Source organism: Algibacter lectus (assembly GCF_900112395.1).
Classification (GTDB): domain Bacteria; phylum Bacteroidota; class Bacteroidia; order Flavobacteriales; family Flavobacteriaceae; genus Algibacter; species Algibacter lectus.
Genome location: NZ_FOLN01000006.1, coordinates 76,553 through 102,345 on the forward strand (window position 1 = coordinate 76,553; position 25,793 = coordinate 102,345).

Below are 25,793 nucleotides of genomic sequence, written 5' to 3' on the forward strand. Positions count from 1 at the left end.
TATGGAATACCTATTAAAAGTATCTGCTTTATTAGCCATTTTCTATGTAAGTTATAAAGTGTTTTTACAACGCGACACTTTTTTTAATGAGAATAGATGGTTTTTAATACTCGGTATTGTAACTGCATTTGTGTTGCCTTTTTTAGTGATTCCAATTTATATTGAATACACTCCTGTAGACGTACCAAATTTTAATAATATCCCTACCGAAGTTTCCGAAAATATTGAAACACCTTTTAGTATATTAGATTATTTACCCGCAATATATTTTCTAGGTGTCATCGGTTTTTCCATTCGGTTTTTAATACAACTTACATCTTTAAGTTTAGTTATTTCTAGAAGCAAAAAAGAAAAACACGGTAAATACACTTATATTAAAACGGACAAAAACATATCGCCTTTTTCGTTTTTCAACTGGATTGTTTTTAACCCAAATAACTTTAACAACACCGAGTTAGAACAGATTCTAATTCACGAAAAAATTCATTCCAATCAAAAACATTCCATCGATGTTTTACTCACGCAACTTAGTTGTATTGCGCTATGGTTTAATCCGTTTATATGGTTTTACAACAAAGCATTAAAGCAAAATTTAGAATTTATAGCCGATAATGAAACTCAACATCAAATAGATTGTAAAAAAACGTATCAAATCACCTTACTAAAAACAAGTTTGCCATCTCATCAAATGGCTTTAACCAATAATTTTCACACATCATTAATCAAAAAACGAATCGTTATGTTACACAAATCAAAATCGAAAAAAATCAGTTTATTTAAGTATGCAATAGTATTACCGCTATTAACTCTATTTTTAATGAGTTTCAATACCGAAGAGGTTATTATCAATTCTAAAACAGAGGATGTTTCTAACATTAATAATTTAACAACCTCGGAAGACAAACTAAACCTTTACATTCATAAAGAAACCACAGACAATACTATAGAAAAACTTAAAAGCGATTTAGCGCAAAAAGGATACTCATTAAAAATAGGTAAACTTAGAAGAAATAAAAACAACCTTATTACCGACATTAAAATTTCGGTAAGTTATAAAGCATCTTACAGCACGAGCTATAGCTCTAATTCTAGCGCCCCGATAAAAACCATAAATATTATTATTGATAAAAGCGACCATAGTATCACTATAAAAAATAGTAATGATGAAAACTTAAAAATAGGCCTTGAGATAACAAAGGCGCAAGTTCTAACGGACACCGATCGCTTATACATTATCGACGGTAAAATTATAGAAGAAAATGGTTTTACTTTACAAGAAGACAACGTTAAATCGATAAATGTACTTAAAGGAAAATCTGCTATTGATAAATATGGAGAAAAAGCTAAAAATGGAGCTATAGAAATTACGACTAAGAACAATAATCAAAAAAACTCAGATTCTGTTCAAACAAAAAAAACACAACATAAATTAGAAATAGCGAAAGACAAACAACCTTTGGTGTATGTTGACAACGAAGAAGTAAATTACGAAGACTTAAAAAATCTTGACACAGAAAACATAGAATCAATGAATGTTTTAAAAAATAAAAACGCTACTGATAAATACGGTGATAAAGGTAAAAATGGCGTTATAGAAATTACCACAAAAAAATAAACTCCCAACCCATAAATTCAAAATTAAGGCACTCAGCAATGAGTGTCTTTTTTTGTTTTTTTAAATTTCAAAAAAGACAAAACCATTAAAAACCGTTATGTTTTACACCAAATCCCCCTTGGTTTCTCAAACACACCCTCAAAAACCCCTTGAAAAGTTTTAATTTAAAACCATATTAACACATTTTACACACAATTCAAAACACACGCAAAGCAAGTCACTCAAATATTAAAACAAAAATGATTTTTATACTTACAAATTCGCATTCAATTTCACCGATTTACCTAAAATCACTTGGAGAATACTTCTCTAAAAATATATATTGAAAACTCAATCGAAAAACTGAGTATAACACTAACCCTTTAAAACTAACAATTATGATGACTCTTGCAAAACTTGTAGTAGATTTAATTATCACAATCCTTACAAGTATCTAACCACAAAACATGTAAAACTTAGTCTAGAATAAGTTTTACTATTTTTACAAAAAAAAGAGGTTATAGATGCAAAAGCAAATATTCAAAATTTTAGCAAAGGTGAACAAAGCAGTCTTACCAAGTTACTCTAAAAAACAACTCGATTTATCAAAAGCCAGTAAACTACAATTAGCAATAATAGGTTGGCGTGTTTACGTCACTAAAAACGCGTTAGATTAATTTAAAATTATTGCATAAAAAAAGCTCCCAATTTCTTAGAAGCTTATTTTTTCGTGACCTCGACTGGATTCAAACCAGTAACCTCTTGAGCCGTAATCAATAAACACCACACACGACAACTACCCCTTTACTACATAAATAATGTGATTATCAACACTATAACTAATACAAACTAATATCTCTTAATAACTGTTATTGGTTTATTATGTAAATTTTTCTGCAAACAGTCTGCAAATAACATATATTTGCAGAAACAATTATGTTATGAGTTACAACATCTCTATACGCTTAGATACTCGAAGAATAAAGGATACTGGAATGTACCCCGTAAAACTTCGTGTTTACGGCAAAGCAAGCAAAAAAGAAAAATGGTACAGCTTAGACATTGACTTATCAGAAAAAAATTACAAAGATATTTGGTTAAACCCAAAAAACAAAAATCTTAGAGGATCTAATAAAGACTTACGTTTAAAGCTCCAAGCCATAGAGAATAGAGCTAATGATGAAGCAAAGACAATGGACGTTTTTGACTTTCAAAAATTTGAATTTAAACTATTCAGAAAGACATCAGATAAAAACAATGTACTATATCATTTTAATCTCGCCATTGAAAAAAACATTAAAAACAATAAAATAAATACTGCTGAAAGTTTTAAATACACTCTAAACTCTTTAGGTAATTTCAGCAAAGAAATCAAAAAATGTCCTGTCGAAAAACTTAGGTTTCAAGATATTAATATAGACTGGTTAAAAGATTACGAAAAACACATGCTGGATTTAGGTAAAAGCTACACAACTGTATCTATTTACACTAGAACCTTACGAGTTATTTTTAACAATGCTATTGAGGTAAACGACCTTAATAACGAACATTACCCATTCGGCAAAAACAAATACAAAGTACCAAGGACTAAAAAAGTAAAAAAAGCATTAAACTCAAATCAACTTAAGAATCTATTTGAAGCTAAAGCTACGACTTTCAATGAAACCAAATCTAGGGATTTTTGGTTTTTTAGTTTTGCTTGTAACGGCATGAATCCAAAAGATATTGCCCTTTTAAAATATTCCGATATTAAAGATGACCAATTCACTTATTACAGAGCAAAAACTTTTGACAAAACAGCTGAAAAAACTAAAATCATAATTTACCTAACAGACTTCACAAAAGGCATTATTACCAAATATGGAAATAAAAACAAAAAAGGCTTTGTTTTTGATATTATTGACAACCTTGACGATAGTTTAGAACAGCACAAAAAGATAAAAAACTTTACACGTTATGTTAATGATCATATTAAAAGAATAGCCATTGCAAACGATTTACCAGAAGATATAAGCTTTTACTATGCCAGACACAGCTTCGCAACTAATTCATTACGTAAAGGCGCAAGTATGGAGTTTATTAGTGAAGCTTTAAATCATAGTGACCTAAGCGTAACTAAAAATTATTTTGCGGGTTTTGAAGATGAAGCTAAAAAAGAATTTGCTAACTCAATAATGGATTTTTAAACTTTAAATAATGCTAAAAAAATTAGATAATAGTTTTAGTCTTTCAATGCCTGAACTCAAGAATCAAACCGACGATATTTTAAAAAAAAATGATATAGGAAAAGAGATTGAAAAAAATATTAACTTAATTAAAAAATATTTAATTGAGGACACATTATATGATGAATGGACAAAATCTATTTACCAAAAATTTCACTCATCAATACCAAAAGAAGTAAAAGACAAGTGTAAAGTATGCAAAGGGGATAGTGAACTTACTGAAGACAAGGCATGTCAAAACTATTTTTCAGCAGTAAATGATGAGTTTTTAATACTTATCACTCTTTACGTTGGTTTTATTGAAAATAATAAGCACTTATTCAAATCAAAAGAATTAGTAAAGTCATTAACAAACAATTTTTTTGAAAATTTTGAATATAACGAAGGAAAATCAAACTTTAATACCGAAACACTTGACAACACATTGTTAACCAATGCTTTATTACTACTACGTGAGTCTTTTGTTGAAATGGAAACTCACACAGCAATAACAAAAATAAACCAGATAATTGAAGAATTAGAAACCCACATAATTATCGCAACATCAACAAACAGAATTGTATTTGATTTTGTTAAACCTCAATTAAAATTCTTAAAAAAACAATTAAAGTATTATAATAAAAAGAGAGAAATTGAACTTTTATCTCCCCCTCCTTCAAACAGTATCGATCAGGATGTTTTGTTTAAACTCAATAATAATTTAATTCCTAGATTAAGTATTGAGCAAGTTTATAATTATTTCAAAATACTTACACAGGTAATAAACTCAAAACAAAAATTTTACCTGAATGAAGAAAAATTAATCATATTTATTAAAGCAACCTTTGTGGACTGCAAACCTATTAAACAAAACTTTGACGTTGAGTTTAGTAGAGATAAAATCGACATACGAAGCGTATTTCAAAACTTCCTAACTGAATGTTCTAAATTTGAGAAAAACAACAAAAATCTAAAGGAAAAATACTTCAATATTATGAACAATAGTTTTTATGGATTTAACCTAATAGATCATGAAAAGTTCCACAAAACAAGCAACAAAATAATTACAATTAAGCTCCATAAGTCTAAATAAGGTTCTCTTAACTCTAAATTAACGACCCTTAAATCTATCTAATTACCTAACACACAACAAACTACTATCATTGTTTAATATTAATCAAAACATATTACAATGATAGCATTTGAACAAACGCAACAAGACGTTGCAGAGGTAAAAAAAGACCTCAAAGAATTAAAAGCCTTTTTCCTCCAAAAGGCAGAAATACAAAAAGAAAATGATGATCCTCTTTCTATTGATGAAATAGAAAAACTAACTGGTTACACCAAACCTACACTTTACGGGTATTGTCAAAAAAACAAAATCCCATACCATAAAAAAAATGGTCGTTTATTCTTCTTCAAGTCCGAAATAATAGGTTGGATTAAACAAGGAAAACAAAAAACTATTATTCAAGTTGGTATTGATACCGATACCTTATTGTCCAACAAGAGAAAATTTTCTAAATAATGGGCAGTAAAAACACAAGGTTTTCCGAAAATTCGATTTCAGTAATCGTTAGTCTAACGTTAAAATAACGAGCAATGGACAGATATACATACAATTGTAACTATTGTGGTGTAGAATACACCCCTAGAAGAAGGTTTAAGCAAAAGTACTGTTGCAATAGTTGCAGAGTAAACGCTTTTAATCAAAGAAAAAAAGCTAAGACCAATTTACTCAAAACAAAAAAAGAAAAAACTCCAACAACAAAAGACAAAATGAGTTGGGTAGGTGTTGGCAATGCAGCCGTAGGTACTTTTGCAACTAATTTAGTAACCCAAATACTAACAAAAGAAGAAAACATGCCTGCGACAAAAGGAGATATTAAAAACCTTTTAAATAATGGTTCACACAAAACATTTTTAGTTAAAAATATGCCTCCAGCAGAAAATGGCTCTAGACCTTACTTTGACACATACAGACAAATAATAACTTACAAATAAAAAAATGAAAAACATATTAGAAAATACCACATACGGACCAATTGGTTTAAGCGAGTTAGAAGCTCTTCGATTAGAACTATACAAAATAAACACAATAAAAAGTGATCACCCTTTTTCATTAGCGATGATAAATAATTTGATTTTAAAAATTGATTTTATAATAAAAAAACTAACGTATAATCCAAGGTTACCACTTCACCAAATAGAAAAAGACATCGTGGAAATATGCAAAGCGGACGTATCCATTAATGGTGTGGTAGTAAACATTTTATTTACTAAAAAATATAAAGAAATTGACTCAAGTCGTTTAGGCTGTTTAACTGTAAATGTATAATCATGGAAAATAAATATTTAAGAATAGGCACTACTTACTATAAAATAGTAAAAATGCCATTAAACAGCACCGACACAATAAAAATGCTAGTTCCATGGTCAAAACAGGAAATAGGCATGGATTATGACAAAGAATATCTGAAAAATATTCCTAAATATGATGGTTTTTGTTTGATACCGTCACATAACAATTACCAATCTGGTATAAATGGTTTTTATAATAAATATGAAAAATTAGAACACAATATAAGCAATGGTATTTTTCCAAACACAGAAAAATTCTTAAGGCACATTTTTGGTGAACAATATCAAATAGGTTTGGATTACTTCAGCATTTTATGGAAAAACCCGACACAAGTATTACCCATTTTATGCCTTGTTAGTAATGAGCGAAATACAGGTAAAACCACTTTTATTAATTGGGTAAAATTAATATTCCAAAATAATATGACCATCAATAATAATGAAGACTTTCGAAGTCGATTTAATTCGGATTGGGCATCAAAACTAATTATTGCAGTCGATGAAGTATTACTAGACAGAAGAGAAGATAGTGAACGATTAAAAAACTTAGCTACTGCCAAAACTTACAAAAGTGAAGCTAAAGGCAAGGATAAAATCGAAGGCGGTTTTTTCGGAAAATTTATACTATGCTCAAATAACGAGGAAAACTTTGTTTACATCGACAATTCCGAAATAAGATATTGGGTACGTAAAATAATCCCTTTCGATTTATCCAAAGACGACCCCAATCTTTTAGAGTCATTAAAAAAAGAATTACCTTATTTCATTAACCACATTAAAACCAGAACAATATCATGTCCTAGAAAAACAAGAATGTGGTTTACAAAAGAGCAGATTTACACAAGTGCTTTAGCTGTACTAATGAGCGGAAATAAAACCTTTATCAACAAAGAATTAGAGCAAATAATATCCGATGAGTTTTTACAGTTTGATGCCGAAGAATTAAAATATTCTATTGGTGATTTGGTTGAAAAACTAAACAAAAACAACATTAGAACGAGCTCTTTTAAAGTCTCTGAACTCATAAGAAGCATCTATAAATTAGAACCTAAAAACAGCACATATATAAAGCACCACATGTCTTTATCTACTGCAAACAAGCCAATTGTCGAAGAAAGCATGCATAAAGGACGTCATTATACTTTCACGAAAGAATTGTTTGAAAACATAGGTTGATTTGTTGAATAATTACTGTAAATCCATGCTAGCTGGTATTTACGGTATAAACACAAAAGCAACTATGAAGCAACAATTAAAACTTAACACATGTTGATAGCTTGTTTCTTCAATGTTTACAATCAATAGCCTGTTTTCTTATACTTCAGAGAAAATAAGCAACAAACAACATTATTTTGCTGTATTTTTAAAAGCTTGTGTTTTTTTTATATTGTATAGCTACTGCTTTATTTCTAATAAGAATTAATACTTATCAAAATCATTAGTAAAAGAAATATTAAGCGTGTAGAAATATTCTTTGTAAACTCTCCATTTATTGGCGCGATCCATTGGTTCTTCCAAGATTAATTTAACACGCTGACTTTTATACTTTCCACTAGCCTGAGCGGTTAGTTGAAACCTGTTTTTAACTTCGCGTTGTCGTTGATTTTCTTCTTTAATATCAAAGGTATATGTAAACTGGTCACTCAATAATGTGCCATCTTCTGCAACAATAGAGGCTCTTATTTTTCTTTCCAGCATTTTGTCATTTACTTCATCGGTTTGAATAAATGAAACCGCTAACAAATTAGTAGTAATCTTATCCGAAGATTTTATAATATCTATATCTACTTGAGCTGTTGTATCCTGACGTTTCTTATTCACTTTAACTACTGGTATCACAATTTCTTGTAATGATGCTCCGCCGTGAATGAATTTAGAACCAGCACCTTTAACTCTTAGCCTATTTACCGATTTCGGGATAAGCACATCGCCTTCGCTTTCTAAGCCCAATTGTTTGTGCGTAAATGATTTTACAGCATCGTTTGCAGTAATATTAGTACCTAAAACGAATCTTCTATTGTGTTTATCTACATCGCCTTTAATATCCGCAGATGTAAAATCACTTTCTTCTAACGTTTCATGTTGATATATAAAACCGTGATCCGAAGTAATAATCATATTATTACCGTTCATATTAGATATTTTCTTAAGTAAATCCATAAAGAAATCTAACTCATTTTCTACGGCATCAAATACTTTATCTTGAGATGTTGTATCATCTCCTGTATCATCAATGTCATTGTGATAGATGTATATAACATCATATTGCTTTACAAAATCGCGACCTGTTGTATTAGCACTAAATTTCATAAAATCTTCAGCTAAAATAGCTGTTGCTCGTGTTCCTGAATTTTTAGCCAAAATTTTTGAACGTGAAGCAATACCCATTGAAGTCATTCCATCTACAAGAACCTGGTCCGTTCCATTTTTTACTGATAATTCTGTATGAGGAAGTAAAGATGCCATACCAAGCTCTGTGTAAGACGGTAATGATGTTATTGCACCATTTATTTCGCTATCGTATCTATTTTCTTGTGTCAATCGTGTATTTAATTCCATTCCACATTCAAAACGCAGAGCGTCCGATATAACAACAAAAACACGTTGTTTTTTATCTACAAATGGTTGAATATAATTCTTGAAAAACTGTCTTTGACTAAAAGACTTTTTTACTGGCCAAGTCTCAAGGTTATCAACTACTGTTTGCCATTTATCATTGTAATGCAATAGCCAATCATTAGTATATAATTTTTCTACCTTTTCTGCCAATTCACTTAATACTGTATCTTGGTTTGTTCTTCGGTAGTTAAGAATAAACTTTCTATATAAAAAGTCTATTTCATAAAGAGTTGATGTGTATTGTTCTAATCCATCTTCAATAGATTTAAAATCTATTTTTAATTTTTGAAGGTCATGCATTAATTGCGCGGCATACGAAACACTTTCATAAAATGCTTCAAAATGTGGTCTATACCAAAACGTATGTTCCCTTTGTTTTATATAGCTCTGCAAAGTATCGTTAGCAATGTCATTTGTAATTAGACGTTGTACTAAATCGTATATTATTTTTTTATCCGTTAACTTAAAAAGCTCATCACTAACTGCTTTTTCTAAAGGCAGCGTGTTAAGTGCACTTTCTATTTGTATATCATTAGCAATTTTTGCCGATATTTTATCAAAGCCTTCTCTGTAAGTAATGGTATCCTTCCAAAGCGATAGTAAAAGCCTCGTTTCTTTAGATAAACTTGGTTTATCAGTCACATTAAAATTATCAGAAAATGCTTCTACGAGAAAATCGTATATAGAAGGTGAATCACTACTATAGTTAAATTTATTTAAAATTTGTTTCCAATAGAAATCTGATAATTCATAGCGCTCTAAATCTCTTTGTAACTTTTCATTACCGTTAGCAAAAGCAGTTCCATGTGCGTGTATAAACGTATTTAAATTAACGTAATCGGTGTTTAGCGTTACAGCTACCATTTTATATCTAATGTCTCTTAAAACATCTCCTTTCCCTAGAAGCTCTTTTAGCTTATCAATACGTTCTTTCGATTTAAAAAATAGCATATGATCTGCAACTAATTCTCTTAAACTTAAATCTAATCCTAAATCTTGAAGAATAATAGCTTCTTGATCTGTATGAAATACATGGTAAGCCAATTCTAAATCTAATAACCAATTTTCATTGGTTTTAGGCTTAGGCTGGTTGGAATACACCAAAAACTTCGTTTTAGAAGTATTAGATGTTATTTTATATTTAATCTCAAACTCATTACTTTGTATGTGGCATTTTTCTACACCATCGATAACCAGTGTATCAAAGCTTTCTTTTAATTCGTCGCGTTCGTCATACCAGAATATCACATCGTGATCTTGGAATTTTTTTTCTAACGCTTCTTGTATTTTTATATTCATTTAAATCCTACAATTCGATTTTTAAACACTCGTATTTTTTTTAATATTTTTTAAGAATTCTAACTTTGAAGACTCTTAAAACTAATGACCAATTCCCCTTCCATTCACCTTTTTTCTTATTCTTAGATTCCAAAAGTTCAAATTCTGAACTATTCTCAAATTCTGAAATAAAATTATTTATTCTATTCGTTTTTAATTCAGTTATATAAGGACTTACAATGACAAAATAGTTTAGACCTATAAAATTGCTTTTTATTAAATCAGATAATTGTCTTGTTGAGTAACTATCAATATCTAAAATGTTTGAGAATAAATGAAGTTTTACATTTTTAGGATAAAAATCTTGAAAATCTTCTTTTTTAATAGAATCTAAATCTTTATTTACGGTTGTTAAATTAATTGCTTCATCATATTTAGTTAAATGTAGAGCTCCACGCTTTAATGCTATTTCAGAAGGCTCATTTAAATTAATCTTTTCAATATCTTGATTTATATCTTTTTTTTGAAGAAAATCTAAATAAGACATTGAAGCCATCGCTTGACCACAACCCCAGTCAATAATTTCAATATTATATAAGAAAAAATCTTCTGGAAGTAAACTAAAAGCATAATTACATTTAGCAAAATGCATCTTACCATAACTATGAAGATAGGCATAAAGCTGTTGTTCTTCAGTTAAAATAGCAACTCCTCTTCCAAGCGAATAAAATGTAGAGTCAGCACCACTATAAAAAGAAGAAGCAAGATTTCTAATATCATATAAATCCGTTTCCACATCTGATAATCGGCTTGCATATTCCGTTTCTAACTCAATTAAATATGTTGCCTTGTTAAATAATAAAACAATATCTTCTCTTTGAAGATATTCATCAATTATTAAATGAATTGAATTAAACGCTAATTTATAGTCTTTTGATATTTCAAGCTCAAATATTTCATCAGAAATACTACCAGTTAGAAATGGAAAATTCTTTGATTTATGTTTAATCTCATTCACAAACCCAATTAAACTAGGCATGTTCATTTTACCAAAATCAAGAATTACATTGGCATAAAAATTAAAAAATAATGCTATTACTCTTTTGTTATTATCCTCTTCATGCTCAAATGCAAATTGCAACTTTATTAAAAAGCTATCTAGGATATTTTCAAAATCTTGAAATGACCTAAGTCCATTCATGTAAAGAGAAGCCGCTTCGTTTTTTTTACTAATTGACAAATCTGCTCTAACTTTAATTCTACAAAACCTTTTAAAATAAAAAGATAAATTAAGACGTTCTGACAAATCTATAAGTAAATCAATAAACATTTGATTTTCATCAACACGAATATCTAAAGATTTAATTACAAGAAAATTATTCAAAAAATACTCATTAATTTCATCTTTCAATAAAGCTAACTTTGATTGTTTTTTATTTAAGACGAAATTATAAACAACATCAATATTATCTTTTAAAAAATGACTTAATGATTCAGAAGTTTTTGACTCAATATTTAGCTTACCTATTATGCTCATAAATAAACTGATTCTATTGTTCTTTCAATTTCTCAATTATTAAATTTTTCAACTTTTCGCAATCTTTTTTAACAAAAGGTCCTTTATTTTTTATTCCAACAAATTTTGCTATTCCTTTTAATTCTCCGATCTGTGTAATTTTATTTAAAGCTATTAACCTTGCAGCTAATATGTCATTTTCTAATTCTATCGCAGTTTGATCTAAGTCAAGTTTGTTATTTGATTTCAAAGTTAACTCTGACTCAATCGTTTTCTTGTTTTCAACTTCTTTAAGTTTTAATTTTAAAGATTTTATCTCTTCATTATTATCAAAATTTAATTTTTTCATATCATCGATTATAATCTGAAAAAATTCAGAAATTTTAGTTTTAATCTCAAATACATTAATTTTTGAAAATTGCTCCAACAATTTTTGTAAATATTCTGTAGAGCCAGGAATGATTTTTTTTTTAATTATTACTTGTTTATCAAAGAACTTGATTACTTCATACTTTTGTATATTAGTATTATTTATAAATTTAGGACACCAACTCAAATAATCAAATTGGTAATTTTCTTTTTTATTATTAAAAACATATTGATATATACTTTCGATTATTGAATAATCTAATTCACTATTCAATTTAAATTTAACAACAATCTCTTTATTATCAAACCTATAAGTGTTTTCAAAAGCATTATACCCTTGATTTATCCCAAAATACAAACAAATTTGTTCTTCCCACTTTTTATTAAATCTGCCACTAGTAAGTGAGGATATAAAATCATCTATTTTTTTTATTTTTCCATAGTCATTTCCATATGTTGACAAAATTGCCAAAATAAACTCTTTTATTTTGGCAATTTTGTCGACTTGAATGACACCAAATTTAGAAATAGGTAAATTTTTATTTAGTAATTTATTTGCTATAGCTACATTCATTTCTTTATATATATAAGGTAGCTTCTCATAATCACCTATTTCTATGGCTTTAATTAAATCTGTATTAAAATCTATATTTAAATCTTTTATTTTATTTCTTACTTCGTAATTTATAAAAGCTAAATAGTTGAAATAATTCTCTGAATATTCTTTAAAATCATCCTCCTTTGCTATTCTCATCAAAGCAAAACCTCCAAGGAGTTTATCAAATAACTTTTGTTTAATTATCAACTCTTCATCTAAAGGTGTTTGATAACTAAAATCAAAAACCTCTAAATTAGAATCAGATTCTTCTTCGTGTATTTTGATAATTTCTTTCGGAACAAATGCGTCTGCACTTTCTATGTTTAAAATAGTTGTTTCACTTTGTTTTTCATTTTCAAAATATATATTCTTTATTCTTGAGATTGGTAATGGTCTATTTAAAATAGAAAAACCATTACTGATTTCTTTTATGTATTGCTTCTCGTCTTCGACAATTTCAAGTTCAATTCCACAAGTAGATTCATCCAAAACTAAATTATGCGTAAGTAAAATTGTATTATCAATTTTGCATTGAAAATCATCAATCCAACTATTAATATAATTACTTGGAGTTATTAGGCCTCTTGAAAAATAATGACCCAAATTGACTGTTTTTAAAATTAAAAAATACTTTTCCATATTTACAAGGTTATATATGTATTAGCAGAAATTTTTAAATCATTTTTACAAAGCAAATATAAATTTAGTTTTGCTCTTGTTATAGCAACATAAAAATCATTTTCAGAAAAATTATCCGATTCTTTTATAAACCAACTATAACTGTCAAAAGAAGGAATAATCACTGTGTCAAACTCTAATCCTTTTGAAGATTTAAATGTTGTTATGTGTAATCTTTCTAAAGTATTAAAACCAGGCATTTTACTATGATATTTTGAACACTTGATTCTTTTAGTTAGTATATCAAAATATTTATCAACTTGCTTATCTCCTGCTACTAAAACACCTATATTATGAGAAGCGTCATTAAACTCTTGAGAAATATCAATAATATTATTAACAACAGAATCATCAAAATTATCCCAACCTAATTCAATACAAAAAGGTTTTCTACCAGTCATTCCAGCACTATTTAATGCATTTCTAGAAATATAGATGTTAGGAAATACAGATATTGTAAATTCTAGTATTTCACGAGAGTTTCTATAATTTTTTTCTAATTCATAATCTTCATTTTCGCTAAATAGTTTATTTAATTCAGAAGTATTACACGTGCCTTGATATAAGCTTTGAGCATCATCTGCACCGAAACTGACACGTCCAGCATATTTATTAATTGTTTCATAGTAGTCTATAGGGACATCTTGAGCCTCGTCAATAATAATCTCTTCAAAATTTGTTTTTGCTTTACTAAAGATCCACCTTTGAGTTCTATCTATATTTTTTCCTGCATTATTATTTCTAGAATTAGCAGTATTTATTAAATAGTGCTCTAAAGTTTTTGTATAAGTTAATAGTAAACTTTTAACAGGAGGGTTCTTTTTGTAATTATTTATATGTCTCAACAATGAGACAACAGTTTTCCCAGTGCCAGGGCCACCCGATAAAGAAATAGCATCTATTTCGCCAAGAGCTAGCTTTTGATTATCATTTAAATCATTAAATCTTGGTAATGTAAAATAATATGACATAGCTTTTTTTATTTAGTTTTATCTTTTTACTATAGTATCCGAAAATTGATTTTCCTTATGTTTTTTATAATTCTTTAATGCTAATTCTTTAGACGTGTTTGCATAGCAATACACGCATTCATGCGGACAAGTATTATATTGCCCTATATCTTTACTCGTAATACAACCACAAGCTTCGCGCTGGCCTTTGTCTTTGAGTACTCTAGTCTTTTTAACTTTATTGGAAGGATCGAATAACGTGGCTTCCTCAAATTTTACACCTAAAAAATCCATTAAAACATTATCATCCGCAAACAAATCAATCATAAGGTCATCATCAATACATTTGTTATGAGTAACACCGTATTGTTCTAAAGGTATTTTTTCTGCACAAGTTGCTAATTCCAAATTCCATGTTTTGTTTAGCTCTTGAAGTCCTTTTGCTAATTGATGCATGGTATCCTCTGTGAACTCTACATAACTGATATTCTCTTTTTTTAAGTTTACTGCTACTTTTCTATAAATAGCAATATCTGCGAAACTGAAAACTAATTTCCTTGTATAATCTTTAAGTTGGTCTCCTATGTTTTTTACTCTTCTCAATAATTCATGAACATCAATTTCATCAGTTAATATCATCGGATCAAAACGCCAGACTACACGTTCTTTCCCTATACGATTTGATAGTTCTATAAAGCTTTTAATCCTACTTTCTAATCTAGGTACTTTTCCTTCGTAACCTTCTTTATCGTAATCATTTAAAGAATACTGAAAATAGTAATTTTTAACATATTTATCTAAGAAATCAATATGCTTAAACATCGGTTTTGGGTTCTTTGTCCAAAACACTACACATCTTGTGTTTTTAAAAGCTACATACGAAGGCACACCATTAAACGGATTCATCCACTTCACGTAGCCTTTTTTCCATCTTTCCACAAACCAATCTGCATAAAATGTTGGTATATCTGTAGAACGACTAGCAGATATAATTACAGGTGCTTGTGCACTTACAATTTCACCTTCATCATTTTGTATGTCTACTTTTTTCCACATTATTTTATAACTCTAAAGGTTAAATTAACACGTTCCTCTAGAGATTTCTTCGTTTTAGGGATTTGATGTTTCCAAAAATGCTGTAACTCGCCTTGCATAATTAGCAAACTTCCATGCTGCAATATTATATCGATACGCTCATTAGTGTCTTTATGCTTTAACTGAAACTTTCGTTCTGCTCCAAAATTCACAGAAGCTATTACAGGATTTTCACCTAATTCTTTCTCTGCATCGGTATGCCAAGATATAGAGTCATTACCATCACGATAGCGATTAAGTAATACACTATTAAAAATAACATTTGCTTTTGGCTCTATATCTTTTTTAACTTTTAATAAGCCCGGACTCCATCGATGTGGTTGCAACGTAATTCCCGAAAAACTATACGGTTTATCTTGATCACCATACCAAGATGTTAATCTAGGAAAAGGTATTTGTTTACCATACATATTCATGGATTCCTGCTTCCACTTAATATCATTAATCAACCTAGTCAAGTATTTATCGGCAGTTGGCTTATCATAAAAATTAGGTATATATATATATTCCCCATTTTCTATTTTAATAGGTTTACCATGTTCTGGTGGTGTAGAAAACATATCTAGTGTATCCATAACTTAACTTATCTTTTTATCTAAAAAACTTCCAGTATTATATAGTAAACTAAATAATAGCGTTGCACCTGTAACAACATTTACTACAGGAACCATCATTAAAACTGCAATGAATGAAAACTTTGCTATTTTAACACCTGTCAATTTAACAAACTTAATCTTAAATGTACCAAACGAAATATGACCTTTTTTATATTCTAAAAACAAATAATAACCTGCTATTGCTATTGAAATAGCTGGAAGCTGTGGTAAATAATTCCAAAGCGAATCGTTATCATCTAAATTTATTAATTTACTACAAAATTCAAAAACATCTGCCGTAAGTCCTTCATTAGAAATTTCGGTAGATTCCAATCCCATTTTATCCGCTATTTCTTCTGTTACAAGAATCTCTCCTTCGTCATGGTTTTCAATCCAATTATTAACATAAGACGAACTATCTGTTGCTTTAAGTTGTACCGCAAAAGTTTCTCCTGTTACTTCGTTAGTTAATAACACATCAGTATCAGGATGGTTGGTATCTGTAAATAAAGATGCGGTAATTTCGTCTCCATCTTCATTTTCAATTTTTACAAATTGAATCTCGTGTAAAATCCCTTTTACGTTATTGGCTAACCCAACTAATTGGTCATCATCTAAATCTTGTAAATACTCTTGAATCTCATTTAGACTCTTTTCCTGTAAATCTGGCACAGCCCTTTTTAAGGCTTGTAATACCAATTCTTCATCTTGGTTTAAAGCCTCTTCATTGCTAAAAATAATCTTAGCCATAGCACTAAGCACTAAAGTTTTATCGATGTTTTTTTTTATGTATTCAATCTTAGACACTATAACTCTTCTTTCGCTTTATTAATTTCGTCTTTATTATCCTTAGCTGTCTTTTTACCTTCTGCTCTGGCTTGTTTAAAAATATTTTGCAAAGTCTCTTTATCTATTTTTTCGCCTTTGGCTTTCTTTATAAAATAATGATCCATAACTCGTCCTATTCCAAAAGTAAGTCCAAAAACTAAAGGAATGGTTGTAATAGCTCCTAAAAAAGGTAACACCGTTTTGTATGCACCAATAGCTAGCTGTTGTGCTAAAAAGCCTAAACCTACTAAACCTGCTAGTTCTTTAAAAACTTCATTAGCGCCCGATTCAGAAATATCATAACCCCTAATATCTGCTAGTTTTTTACCCATATACCCTTGTATAGGTGTTAACACAAAAATATCTGCAAATGGAATAGGCTGTACTGCTATTGCTGCACAAAACGTGCTAAACACCTTTATAATTTGATCAACCTTTTGCTGATCGGATAAATCGGTGCGGTTTTCAATATCAGAAACTTCCTTTTTTATTTTCTCTTTGGCATTGTTTATTAGTTCAGTTGCCTTATTTGTTATGCTCATACCTCTACTGTATTTCTGTTACATCAATCCAATCAAACTTCCTTACTTTATCTTTTGCTTTTTTATCGTTTAAGCCAGAGACTTGCTTAATAACAGTACCAAACTTATTATAGTTAACCAGCACACCATCGTCTAGGTCAATAGCAATACGTTCTGTGGCTATTTTAAATAACTCACGGTCGTATTCTTGTAGTTCTAGTAGTATTTTGTTAATACGTGCTTGTTCTTTTTCTGCGCTTACTTTCTCGCGGTCTGTACCTACATTTTTAACATGGTCTAACTGTTGGTTCTGCGCTTTTAATTTTTCTTGGTAATCTTTAACGTAGCCATTTAGCATGGTGTTAAGCGTATCTGGTGTGTAGCGATGCATATATATTAATGCATTGAACGCACCTGAAGGCGATGAAAACATCCAATAGATTGGACGCTTTTTATAACGCTTTACATGATCTGTATAAAAAGACTTTAAAAAATACTTACGTATATCGCCAACTGCATCTTCTACAAATGCCAAGTTTTTATCAAAGTTTGGTTTACCAAAGGTGGCTTTTAAGAACTCGTAAAAACGACCAACAATATCATCTTCAAACCACTCGTTGTCTAGTATTGGTATAATGTTATCGTCGTCTGGCATAAAAGACACTTCGGCTGCGCTTAATGCAACAGTTTTAAGGTAATCTTCTAAGGTTTCTCCTTGGTTGGCTAATATTAAACCTTCTTTGTCTAAACTATAACGCCCAAACATACAACCTACTGCATAACTTATAAACTGTGCCATAATTTCGCTTTCGCGAAATACTAAGTTACCGTCTTTAATAGTAGTTTCTTCTTTTAGAATGGTGATATCTTTTAATAGAACATCTGGTGTTAACTCGTCTTGTAAACCATAAATATCTATAAACTGACGGTTTAGTTCTTCTTCATTTTTATGCAACTCAAAAAACTTGTTTTGCCAATATTGGCAATAGCTATCGTAGGTTTCTTCTAAATCTTGACCTTTAATGCGGATGAGTTCGTTTTGTTGAAAATCCCAAGAATACTCACGACTATTCCAATCTTCTTTTGCGAGAGATACTGGGATTTTAGAGTCAACTAATTTAATAGGTAAGGGGAGTTTTAAGATATGACCAAGTTTAAAATCTTTAGTAGGGGCTAAAACTTTTAAGAAATGAGTAGAAACTTTAGAGTTCAAGAAACTTAATGTTTTTTCTTTATCCTCTATATTTTCGAAAAATCCCATAGGTCCTTTAGCATCAAAAAGAAAACCTGCTTCGACATTCCTTAAAGTAAATCCAGAGGATGTCATTCCTGACCAAGTTACTCCTTCACGAAAGGAATATTCGCCATTGTAATTGTGCGACCTTAGCCGACCTGTTTTTAAATCAAAATTATTTTTAATTCGACTACCATCATTCTCCCAGTCAACCACATAGTTTAAATTACCATACCATTTCCTGTATTCACCTCCTTTTATATATGGAAACCATTTACAATCTTCTATTAAATTATTCCTTTGCGTTTTATCTTTAAAAGCTATATTTTGAATTTCTATTTCATTCCAGAACCTTAAAAACCTTTCATTATCTGCTGTAGCTAACCCTTCTCTTGTATCAACAATTTTGGAAACCTTATCTTTACTAAAAACCTCAATCATCTTATCGCTTGCCCAATAGCCAAAAGCAAATCCAGGAATATTTGCAAATCGATTTTGATTTATTACTGAATACCTCTCATTATTTTTTATTGGGAATATGATAGGCTTCTCATTTTTTTTATCCAGATTGTTATAATCTAAAAAAGAAAAAACACTGAGAGAATCTTCACTTGGCTTTACTTTCTGTGTAACAAAAGCTACTGTGCCAAATGCTATTCTCATAACGTGCCACCCAAAATGAGATAGACTGTGAAATTTATAATTTTCAATAAGACTTTTCCTAAATTTTTCGTAGCTAGATAAGAACATCCAACTTTCTATCGTAACGAGTCCAGAGTAACCTAAAGAAAAATTTGACTGATAACTTCTTTCAATAAAACAGGAATATAGGTCTGCTTTACTATTTGGATAATTCAATTTTACATAATCATTTAATTTCGTGTTCATTTTGCCAGAAACCATATACGGTGGATTCGCAACAACACAATGGTATTTTTGTGATAATGCACTTAATTGCACAATAGCTTGTAATACACCTCTTAAATTATGAGTATTAAACAGATCACTACTATTGACTTTAGTGGCTAAAGAAGCTCTCGTTTTTTCTAAATCTGTTAAAGTAGTGTGAGGTTGTATAAGCGAGCCTAAATTAGTCGCTTGTTGCATTGTTTTTAAATCATAGAACAACCCATCGCTTAAGGTTTCATCTACAGCTTTAAATGTTCCTTTAATATCTTCTTCGCTTACTTTTAAATCTTGATAACAAAATATATTAGGGCTAATTTCTTTTTTAAATACACGACGGTAATATTGTCTAGCTCTTAGCATTAATGCTAAACCTGCCAATTGTGCAGCACGTGTGTCTATCTCAAAACCGTGGAGGTTTTTTTCAATGATTAGTTTTGGTATGTCACTTTCGTTATAACCTTGCTCTTCATAAATTTTAGACAATAACTCAAACCCATAAACCAAAATGTGCCCACTTCCACAGGCTTGGTCTAATAAGGTAATGTCTTCTACACTGTCAATTTTAAGATAATCGTCTACTGTAGCGCTTGGCGACTCAATAAAATAAGGCATGTGCTCTCGTAGCTTAGATTGTGGGTTGTTTTGTAGCCACAGTTTTCCAACGGTATTTTGCACCATGTATTCCACAATCCAACGTGGTGTAAATAATTGCGTAGCTGCTGGAATATCTTCTTTTTTTACTTTGCCTTTACTAGCAAATACTTCATCTTTTTTTTCTGAGATATAAAACTGGTAGAGCCAACCTATAATTTCAACTTCGGCACAATCTTCAGCTGTCATACCATCTCGTACATCTTGTAAAATAGAAAATTGAGATATTAAATCGTCTGGTAATAATAACTCAGTATAATCCTCAATTTTTTCAAATAGAAACGGTAAGGTTTCACTTAAATGATTACAGGCCCCAACTAATAAATTGCTGTAGGCTTCGTTTTGTGCATCTGTACTAGGTATTTTACCATCTAGCAAATCGTAAATGCGTTGGTGTTGCACAGGTAATTCTTCTGCAATATTACCTTGTTTGGCTTCTTGTAAAATAACGGGTAGTGTACCGCCTTCTGTTGGGCTTACAATAGAGACACCTATAGGTTGGTAGCCATTAACATCCATAAAACGTAAGGCTACAAAACGGTTAAACCATGTATAAGCAACGGTATCTATAACGTCTGCTTTAGAGGTTTTGTTAATAGCCTGTTGTAGTTTTTGTAAATGCCCTGCTTTTTCACGCAGGGCTACACTATCGGTTGTCAATACTTTTTCAAGCTTAGCACCAATTTGGTCTATCAATTTTATACGTGCGTCTTGGGCAAAGCGTTTTAGTTGGTTGGTATTCATGCTATTTTAAGTTGATCTTAATATTCTCGTTAATACGCTTTAAAAAGGCTTCTCTAAGTGCTTCCACATAATCGTTTACATCAGCTTCAGACACTAGTTCATTTTTATCGTAATCTACATGTATTTGCGAGCGTCTTATATATTTAGCAACGGGCTCTTTTGCTTTTCCATCTTCTTGTTTTGGTGCTGCTAAATTTGCCATCAGGTTTAAGGCATCTGTATGTATCTGCGATAACTGATGTTGAGACTGGCGAATGTTAGAAATATAGCGTTCGTTAGTTATCGCGCGCTTTTTATAACTTAAAGCACTAATAACATTAGTTTGCTGCTCTACACCTAAGTTTTTAAATGCCTTACGGTTTGTAATATCCGCTATAAAGTCTTCTGCTGTTTTAATAAAATTGCGCTTCTCTTCATCTATAAGTTCAAGTACTTTTTTAGACAGTTGGTCTTTTGCTGCTTTAGCCAATTGCACAGCATTCCCTTTATATGGCGTGTTAGTTGCTACTAAGGTTTTTAAGGTTTCTAACTCGTCACTTTGTATGTAATCAAAGTTTGCGGTATTGCCTTCCAAAAGTGCTTTTACTTGATCATAAATTTTTCGTTGTTCACCATTCATAAAAGTTTGAATAGGTGATAATAGATCTTCTTTAGCATCTAATAAATCGTCTTCAAACTCTGATAAATTGGTAATAAAGTAACTATAATCCTTTTTAGACCAACGCTCTAATTTCTCTGAGAACGCTTCTAGACTTTTTAGAAAATGATAGGATTGTTTGTTTGCTAAAAGCTGATTGACATCAATACGCATTTGTATTAATTTATCTTTAAAAGCAGTAGCCACATCTTTAGCTTCACGTAACGGACAACTCTCATTAAAGGCATCTTTATATGCTTCTTTAAGTTTATTTACAGCTGAAGCATCAAACGAAGCTTGTGGTTCTAAAATGGTATTACCATGGTTGGAGCTATTTAACAAGGCGTTTAAAAACGCATCATTATCTAATAAATTAGAATCTTGTTTGGCTTCTATTTTACCACGTTTGTACAGCTTTGCGGTAATGGTCCAAATAGCATTAGGATACCAACCATAGGGTTTTTTAATAAAAACATTTTTAAGATCAATAAGCGTGGTACGATCACTACGTTTTTTACGTTTTAAAATTTCGCTTAAAATTTCGCCTTCGGCTTCCGACATAATAGCCTCTTCTTCTGTAAATAGCATTTCAGGTGCAGAGCGTAAGGTACTAACAATAGTATCTTCTGTAAACGTCACCGCTTTTAGCATGCGCAAATTAGGATATACAACCGCTACCAACTTTTGAAACGCATTAATAACTCGTGTTTTACCGTCGCTAGAATTTGTCATCTCTAACTTACCACCGTTTAGGTATATTTTAGATGCTGCCAAAGCGGTATTTGCCATGACTTTTAAATTATTCTTGCGCGTTACATTTTGCATGGATTTTTCTTGAAGAATCCTTGCTACTTGGGGTCTGGTACCAGAACCTCTATTTTGCATTTCGTACTTGGCTGTTTTAATATACATTCTAACATCACGCATAAAGGTGGCGTTAGATGCTAAAACAACTTTCATACCTGTACTTCCCATGGTTTGGGATTGTATGTGCGATTCGTTAAAATCTTTGCTTGAGTCGTCTGTAATAATTTCAATCTCTAGCTCTTTTTCTCTACCAAAAAAGCTACCATCTATTTTGGTTGTAAAATCGTAATCTTGCTTATTTTCTAGGTATTTAATTCGGTTGACTTCTATAATATCATCATAAAGAATTTCTTTTAACAATTGCGTAACCGCCTGCTCATCAATACTTGTGTTTTTTATTTCTTCTTCAACATCTTTTTCATCATCGGTTAAAAACTCATAGATATCGCCATTACGTTGCACGTAACTTTGGTTTTCTAGAATGGTTAATGCCGTATCAATTTTCGTTTCGTGTGCTTTAAGATCTACATTAATATCGTCTATTAATAAAACCGAAATGTTACGTTTTGTGGTTTTAAAATTCCCGAAGTACTTAACTAAAAATAAGGCTTTAAGCACTTTAATGGCAAAAACATCGTCTAACTGTTTTTCGGCAAGAATGATGGATTGTTGTATTTCGCCTCGCAATTCATTACGAATACCTTCAAACATTAAATCGAAACTAACCAAAGCATTTTTATCGCGCTCTTGAATGGCTTTTATCACTTGCTGAAAGACACCAAGCATAGATCGCTCTCCTACAGAAGCATGTTTCCCTTGAAAGGCGTTGTGGTTAGATAAGGCTATTCTACATTGCTGAAACAAATCGAATTGATATGGTACAAATGGGAATTTGTTGGCATAATCGGCATCATCTTTATAGCCTTTAAACTGCACACCAGCTTCTGAAAATGATAATAACGATTCTAAATGCGAACCATTTTTTTTATGTGCTGAAGCTAATTCTTCTTGCGCATTATCATTTTTATCTAGTAAACGTTTTTCGATAACTTCATCGACGTTTGCAGATGTTAGAGGGATTTTAATTTTGAAACGTGCCTGGATACGAGAGAAATCATTTTGCTGGCTTTTATTCATATCTCCAACAACGGTTTCCATATCCTCTTGCGAGGTTACTAAAATCCAAGAATTACCTTTTGTTTTAGTTGCTAAAGTTTCTGCTATGGTTTGCAGATTAAGCATTAGCTTGGTATTGTCGCTAATATATTGACCAACTTCATCTACAAAAAAGTTTAATCGGAATCCTTTTGGCTTTGAGTCGATATATGCTTTTACACGATTACAGAAATCTTCAATAGATTGTTTGTTTCTGTCTTCTAATTCATCAAGTATATTTTCATACTTATCGGCACTTTCATTAAAAACCGTTGCCAAAACATCTTTTACATCTAGTACAAAATATTCTAAACGATCTACTTCCCAAGTATTGTCGTTAACTTTTGCATATTCCGTTTTAAAAGCATCGTATTTACCTTTACTATCTAACCACATTTCGAACTCAGCAACGTGTGGTTGAAAACCATAATAACCTAAATGGTCGTAAAACACTTTGTAAAACACAGAAAGAATGGCATTTGCATCTTCCTTACTGGTTATTTGTGCTTGTTGATCTATATTGAATAAGACAGACTCTGAAGGTACACGTGTTGCTTTTAGAATGTCGTCTTTTAAAACCGCATCATTATCTACTTTCTCAGCAAATAATTCTCCCGATTTCCAGCCATCGTATTCTTTGTTTTCAAGAACGTACGATATGATTTTTAATAAGTGAGATTTACCACTACCAAAAAAACCAGAGATCCAAACACCATTGGCTCCAGAATAATCATTGTAGGCCTGAAAAAAGTCTTTTATCTTTTTTCCTATTTCGTTAGTGATGACGTATTCGGTAACTTCGGTTGAAATGTTATCGCGGTCATCGGCTTTAATAACCGTTTCAATTGCGCGGTCTATTTGTTTTTCAAAATAATTTTTGATCATAGCTTAACTTCTATTTTATCCATATTAAATGCACGGTAGTAATTGTCGTCTTTTAGTAATCCAAAAAGATTTAAAGTATGTCCATTATAGTCTCCAGGGAAAAAAGCAACCGTAGGTGCTTCTTTTGCTATGTTTTGAAGATTATTAAGTACGTTATGAGAACGTATAAATGGAAATACTAAACCAATTCCGGTTAAGAAATATACCTTAGCACTGTTAGATTCTATTTTTTGTTTTATTAATGGCATCAATACCTGATGCATATTTAGGGACGATTGTAAAGCATTTAAAAACTTATCTTTAGACTTTGCTTTTTCTACTTTAAACATACGTTCCATTCCGCCTTTAGATTCTAATATCTCACAAATAAGATCGTAAAGATTTAGTTCTAAAACAGGTACTCCTTGATTTTCTAATTTCTTTTTTAGTAAGTGAATTTCTTCTCTGCATGCTAATTCTTCCTCTGCTTTATAAGAAGAGATAAAGAAAGGAATTTCGCCTCCTAATGATTCTTTATTTAAGAAATTAGAGGATGAAATAACATTGAATAAATGCTCGAATTTATTAGTAAGATTCCCCATAATTATGATGTCAACGTTTGAATATCAAAATCACTGTACAAGAAGATTTTGAACAATTCTGAATTATCTTTAAGAATCACCTTTTTGGTTTGAGGCTCTATAATTTGAGGTTGTATCATTTTTGATTTTATGTTGTTTATCAATCCTGCTTGTTCTAATATTTTAAAGGTCACTTGCCTTACTTTATTTTGAGTTACCTCTGTTAATTTATCTATTTCTGGATGGCTTTCTGCTTTTCGACGAAAAAAAGAAAGGTAATCTCCATTGGTTATTTCATAATCAAAAACGATATACTTTTCACGAATTACTTCAATAATAAAATCACGTATAAAAGCGAAGTTTTTACAAACTGCAATAAATGTAATCTCTTTCTGCACATTAAAATTCCCTTCCAATAACAACGTCTTTTGCTCCTCTGTAAGCACATTCAACCATTTAACCATTTCTACTAAATAACGTTTACCTGTGGTTCTTTTTCCATGCCCCAAAACACCTTCAATATCATCAATAGGATTCTCCAAAACATGTTTTGCCACAAGCGATAATTCTCTTGTGCGTAAAGAAGCCGCAGTAAACGAAAAACTATATTTCTTTTCTGCAACCATTAATTTGTTAATTCAGTTAATGGGATATTTAAAACCTCGCTTATTTTCTGATAGTTTTTTAAGGTAGGTTCGCTTTTACCTTTCACCCAATTACTAACAGAAACCTCACTAACACCAATTTTGTTAGCAAGCCATTTTTGTTTAACACCTTTAGATCTTAAAAGTTCTTTAAGCATATTTAGTTTAATAAAAATTAAAGTTTGTCTTCATATCAAAGTTAAAAAAAAGCAGGACTAACTAGTGATTTTTATTAAAAATAACTTTCAAAATTGAAAAGTAATATATCAAATTGTATTATAGTTACGGTAAACCGTAAAAGAAGTAAAAAAAAGTAATTTGTAATTTGTCACAATATAAAAAGGTAGAATTATGTGATAA

The 25,793-nt window shown here is 30.5% G+C and carries 21 protein-coding genes; 8 read left to right on the forward strand and 13 right to left on the reverse strand.

Going from position 1 to position 25,793, the window contains the following annotated elements; all coding sequences use genetic code 11:
- Nucleotide 1 precedes the first annotated feature (1 nt).
- From BM246_RS11670 to BM246_RS11705, 8 genes are all read left to right on the forward strand, one after another.
- Complete coding sequence (locus BM246_RS11670; RefSeq protein ID WP_074938073.1) at nt 2–1,615, forward strand: M56 family metallopeptidase; 1,614 nt, start codon at nt 2–4, stop codon at nt 1,613–1,615.
- A gap of 503 nt (nt 1,616–2,118) precedes the next feature.
- Complete coding sequence (locus BM246_RS11675; protein WP_074938075.1) at nt 2,119–2,271, forward strand: SsrA-binding protein; 153 nt, start codon at nt 2,119–2,121, stop codon at nt 2,269–2,271.
- Between the two features lie 264 nt (nt 2,272–2,535).
- Nucleotides 2,536–3,780 carry a tyrosine-type recombinase/integrase gene (locus BM246_RS11680; protein WP_074938077.1) on the forward strand — a complete coding sequence of 415 codons (1,245 nt, stop codon included), beginning with the start codon at nt 2,536–2,538 and terminating at the stop codon, nt 3,778–3,780.
- Nucleotides 3,781–3,790: 10 nt separating this feature from the next.
- Entirely contained in the window at nt 3,791–4,891 is a 1,101-nt protein-coding gene (locus BM246_RS11685) for a hypothetical protein (protein WP_074938079.1), read from the forward strand.
- A 99-nt stretch (nt 4,892–4,990) separates the two neighbouring features.
- Nucleotides 4,991–5,326, forward strand: a complete 336-nt coding sequence (locus BM246_RS11690) for a helix-turn-helix domain-containing protein (RefSeq protein ID WP_074938081.1) — start codon at nt 4,991–4,993, stop codon at nt 5,324–5,326.
- Between the two features lie 74 nt (nt 5,327–5,400).
- Nucleotides 5,401–5,802, forward strand: a complete 402-nt coding sequence (locus BM246_RS11695) for a hypothetical protein (protein WP_074938083.1) — start codon at nt 5,401–5,403, stop codon at nt 5,800–5,802.
- 4 nt (nt 5,803–5,806) lie between these two features.
- Nucleotides 5,807–6,136 carry a hypothetical protein gene (locus BM246_RS11700; protein ID WP_074938085.1) on the forward strand — a complete coding sequence of 110 codons (330 nt, stop codon included), beginning with the start codon at nt 5,807–5,809 and terminating at the stop codon, nt 6,134–6,136.
- A 2-nt stretch (nt 6,137–6,138) separates the two neighbouring features.
- Complete coding sequence (locus BM246_RS11705; protein ID WP_074938087.1) at nt 6,139–7,335, forward strand: primase-helicase family protein; 1,197 nt, start codon at nt 6,139–6,141, stop codon at nt 7,333–7,335.
- A 243-nt stretch (nt 7,336–7,578) separates the two neighbouring features.
- On the opposite strand, the gene pglZ is transcribed toward BM246_RS11705, so the two are convergent.
- From pglZ to BM246_RS11770, 13 genes are read right to left on the reverse strand one after another with little or no spacing between them, the layout of a single operon-like run.
- Nucleotides 7,579–10,077 carry a BREX-1 system phosphatase PglZ type A gene (gene pglZ / locus BM246_RS11710; RefSeq protein WP_074938089.1) on the reverse strand — a complete coding sequence of 833 codons (2,499 nt, stop codon included), beginning with the start codon at nt 10,075–10,077 and terminating at the stop codon, nt 7,579–7,581.
- A gap of 40 nt (nt 10,078–10,117) precedes the next feature.
- Complete coding sequence (locus BM246_RS11715; protein WP_074938091.1) at nt 10,118–11,593, reverse strand: hypothetical protein; 1,476 nt, start codon at nt 11,591–11,593, stop codon at nt 10,118–10,120.
- 13 nt (nt 11,594–11,606) lie between these two features.
- Nucleotides 11,607–13,178, reverse strand: coding sequence for a hypothetical protein (locus tag BM246_RS11720; RefSeq protein ID WP_074938093.1), 1,572 nt, complete (start codon nt 13,176–13,178; stop codon nt 11,607–11,609).
- Nucleotides 13,179–13,180: 2 nt separating this feature from the next.
- Nucleotides 13,181–14,188, reverse strand: coding sequence for a 3'-5' exonuclease (locus BM246_RS11725; RefSeq protein WP_074938095.1), 1,008 nt, complete (start codon nt 14,186–14,188; stop codon nt 13,181–13,183).
- A gap of 18 nt (nt 14,189–14,206) precedes the next feature.
- Complete coding sequence (locus tag BM246_RS11730; RefSeq protein ID WP_074938096.1) at nt 14,207–15,223, reverse strand: DUF1848 domain-containing protein; 1,017 nt, start codon at nt 15,221–15,223, stop codon at nt 14,207–14,209.
- Nucleotides 15,223–15,837 carry an alpha-ketoglutarate-dependent dioxygenase AlkB family protein gene (locus tag BM246_RS11735; RefSeq protein ID WP_074938098.1) on the reverse strand — a complete coding sequence of 205 codons (615 nt, stop codon included), beginning with the start codon at nt 15,835–15,837 and terminating at the stop codon, nt 15,223–15,225. The genes BM246_RS11730 and BM246_RS11735 overlap by 1 nt, the downstream gene beginning before the upstream one ends.
- 3 nt (nt 15,838–15,840) lie before the next feature.
- Complete coding sequence (locus BM246_RS11740; protein ID WP_074938100.1) at nt 15,841–16,665, reverse strand: hypothetical protein; 825 nt, start codon at nt 16,663–16,665, stop codon at nt 15,841–15,843.
- Complete coding sequence (locus BM246_RS11745) at nt 16,665–17,228, reverse strand: YcjF family protein (protein WP_074938102.1); 564 nt, start codon at nt 17,226–17,228, stop codon at nt 16,665–16,667. The genes BM246_RS11740 and BM246_RS11745 overlap by 1 nt, the downstream gene beginning before the upstream one ends.
- A gap of 4 nt (nt 17,229–17,232) precedes the next feature.
- Complete coding sequence (gene pglX / locus BM246_RS11750) at nt 17,233–20,745, reverse strand: BREX-1 system adenine-specific DNA-methyltransferase PglX (protein ID WP_074938104.1); 3,513 nt, start codon at nt 20,743–20,745, stop codon at nt 17,233–17,235.
- Nucleotide 20,746: 1 nt separating this feature from the next.
- On the reverse strand, nt 20,747–24,229 hold the full coding sequence (gene brxC / locus BM246_RS11755) for a BREX system P-loop protein BrxC (protein ID WP_074938106.1): 3,483 nt from the start codon (nt 24,227–24,229) through the stop codon (nt 20,747–20,749).
- On the reverse strand, nt 24,226–24,810 hold the full coding sequence (locus BM246_RS11760; RefSeq protein ID WP_074938108.1) for a DUF1788 domain-containing protein: 585 nt from the start codon (nt 24,808–24,810) through the stop codon (nt 24,226–24,228). The genes brxC and BM246_RS11760 overlap by 4 nt, the downstream gene beginning before the upstream one ends.
- Nucleotides 24,811–24,812: 2 nt before the next feature.
- Nucleotides 24,813–25,415: a DUF1819 family protein gene (locus tag BM246_RS11765; RefSeq protein WP_074938110.1), complete on the reverse strand. Its 603-nt coding sequence runs from the start codon at nt 25,413–25,415 to the stop codon at nt 24,813–24,815.
- On the reverse strand, nt 25,415–25,591 hold the full coding sequence (locus BM246_RS11770) for a helix-turn-helix domain-containing protein (protein WP_074938112.1): 177 nt from the start codon (nt 25,589–25,591) through the stop codon (nt 25,415–25,417). Before BM246_RS11770 ends, BM246_RS11765 begins: the two co-directional genes overlap by 1 nt.
- Between the last annotated feature and the right edge of the window lie 202 nt (nt 25,592–25,793).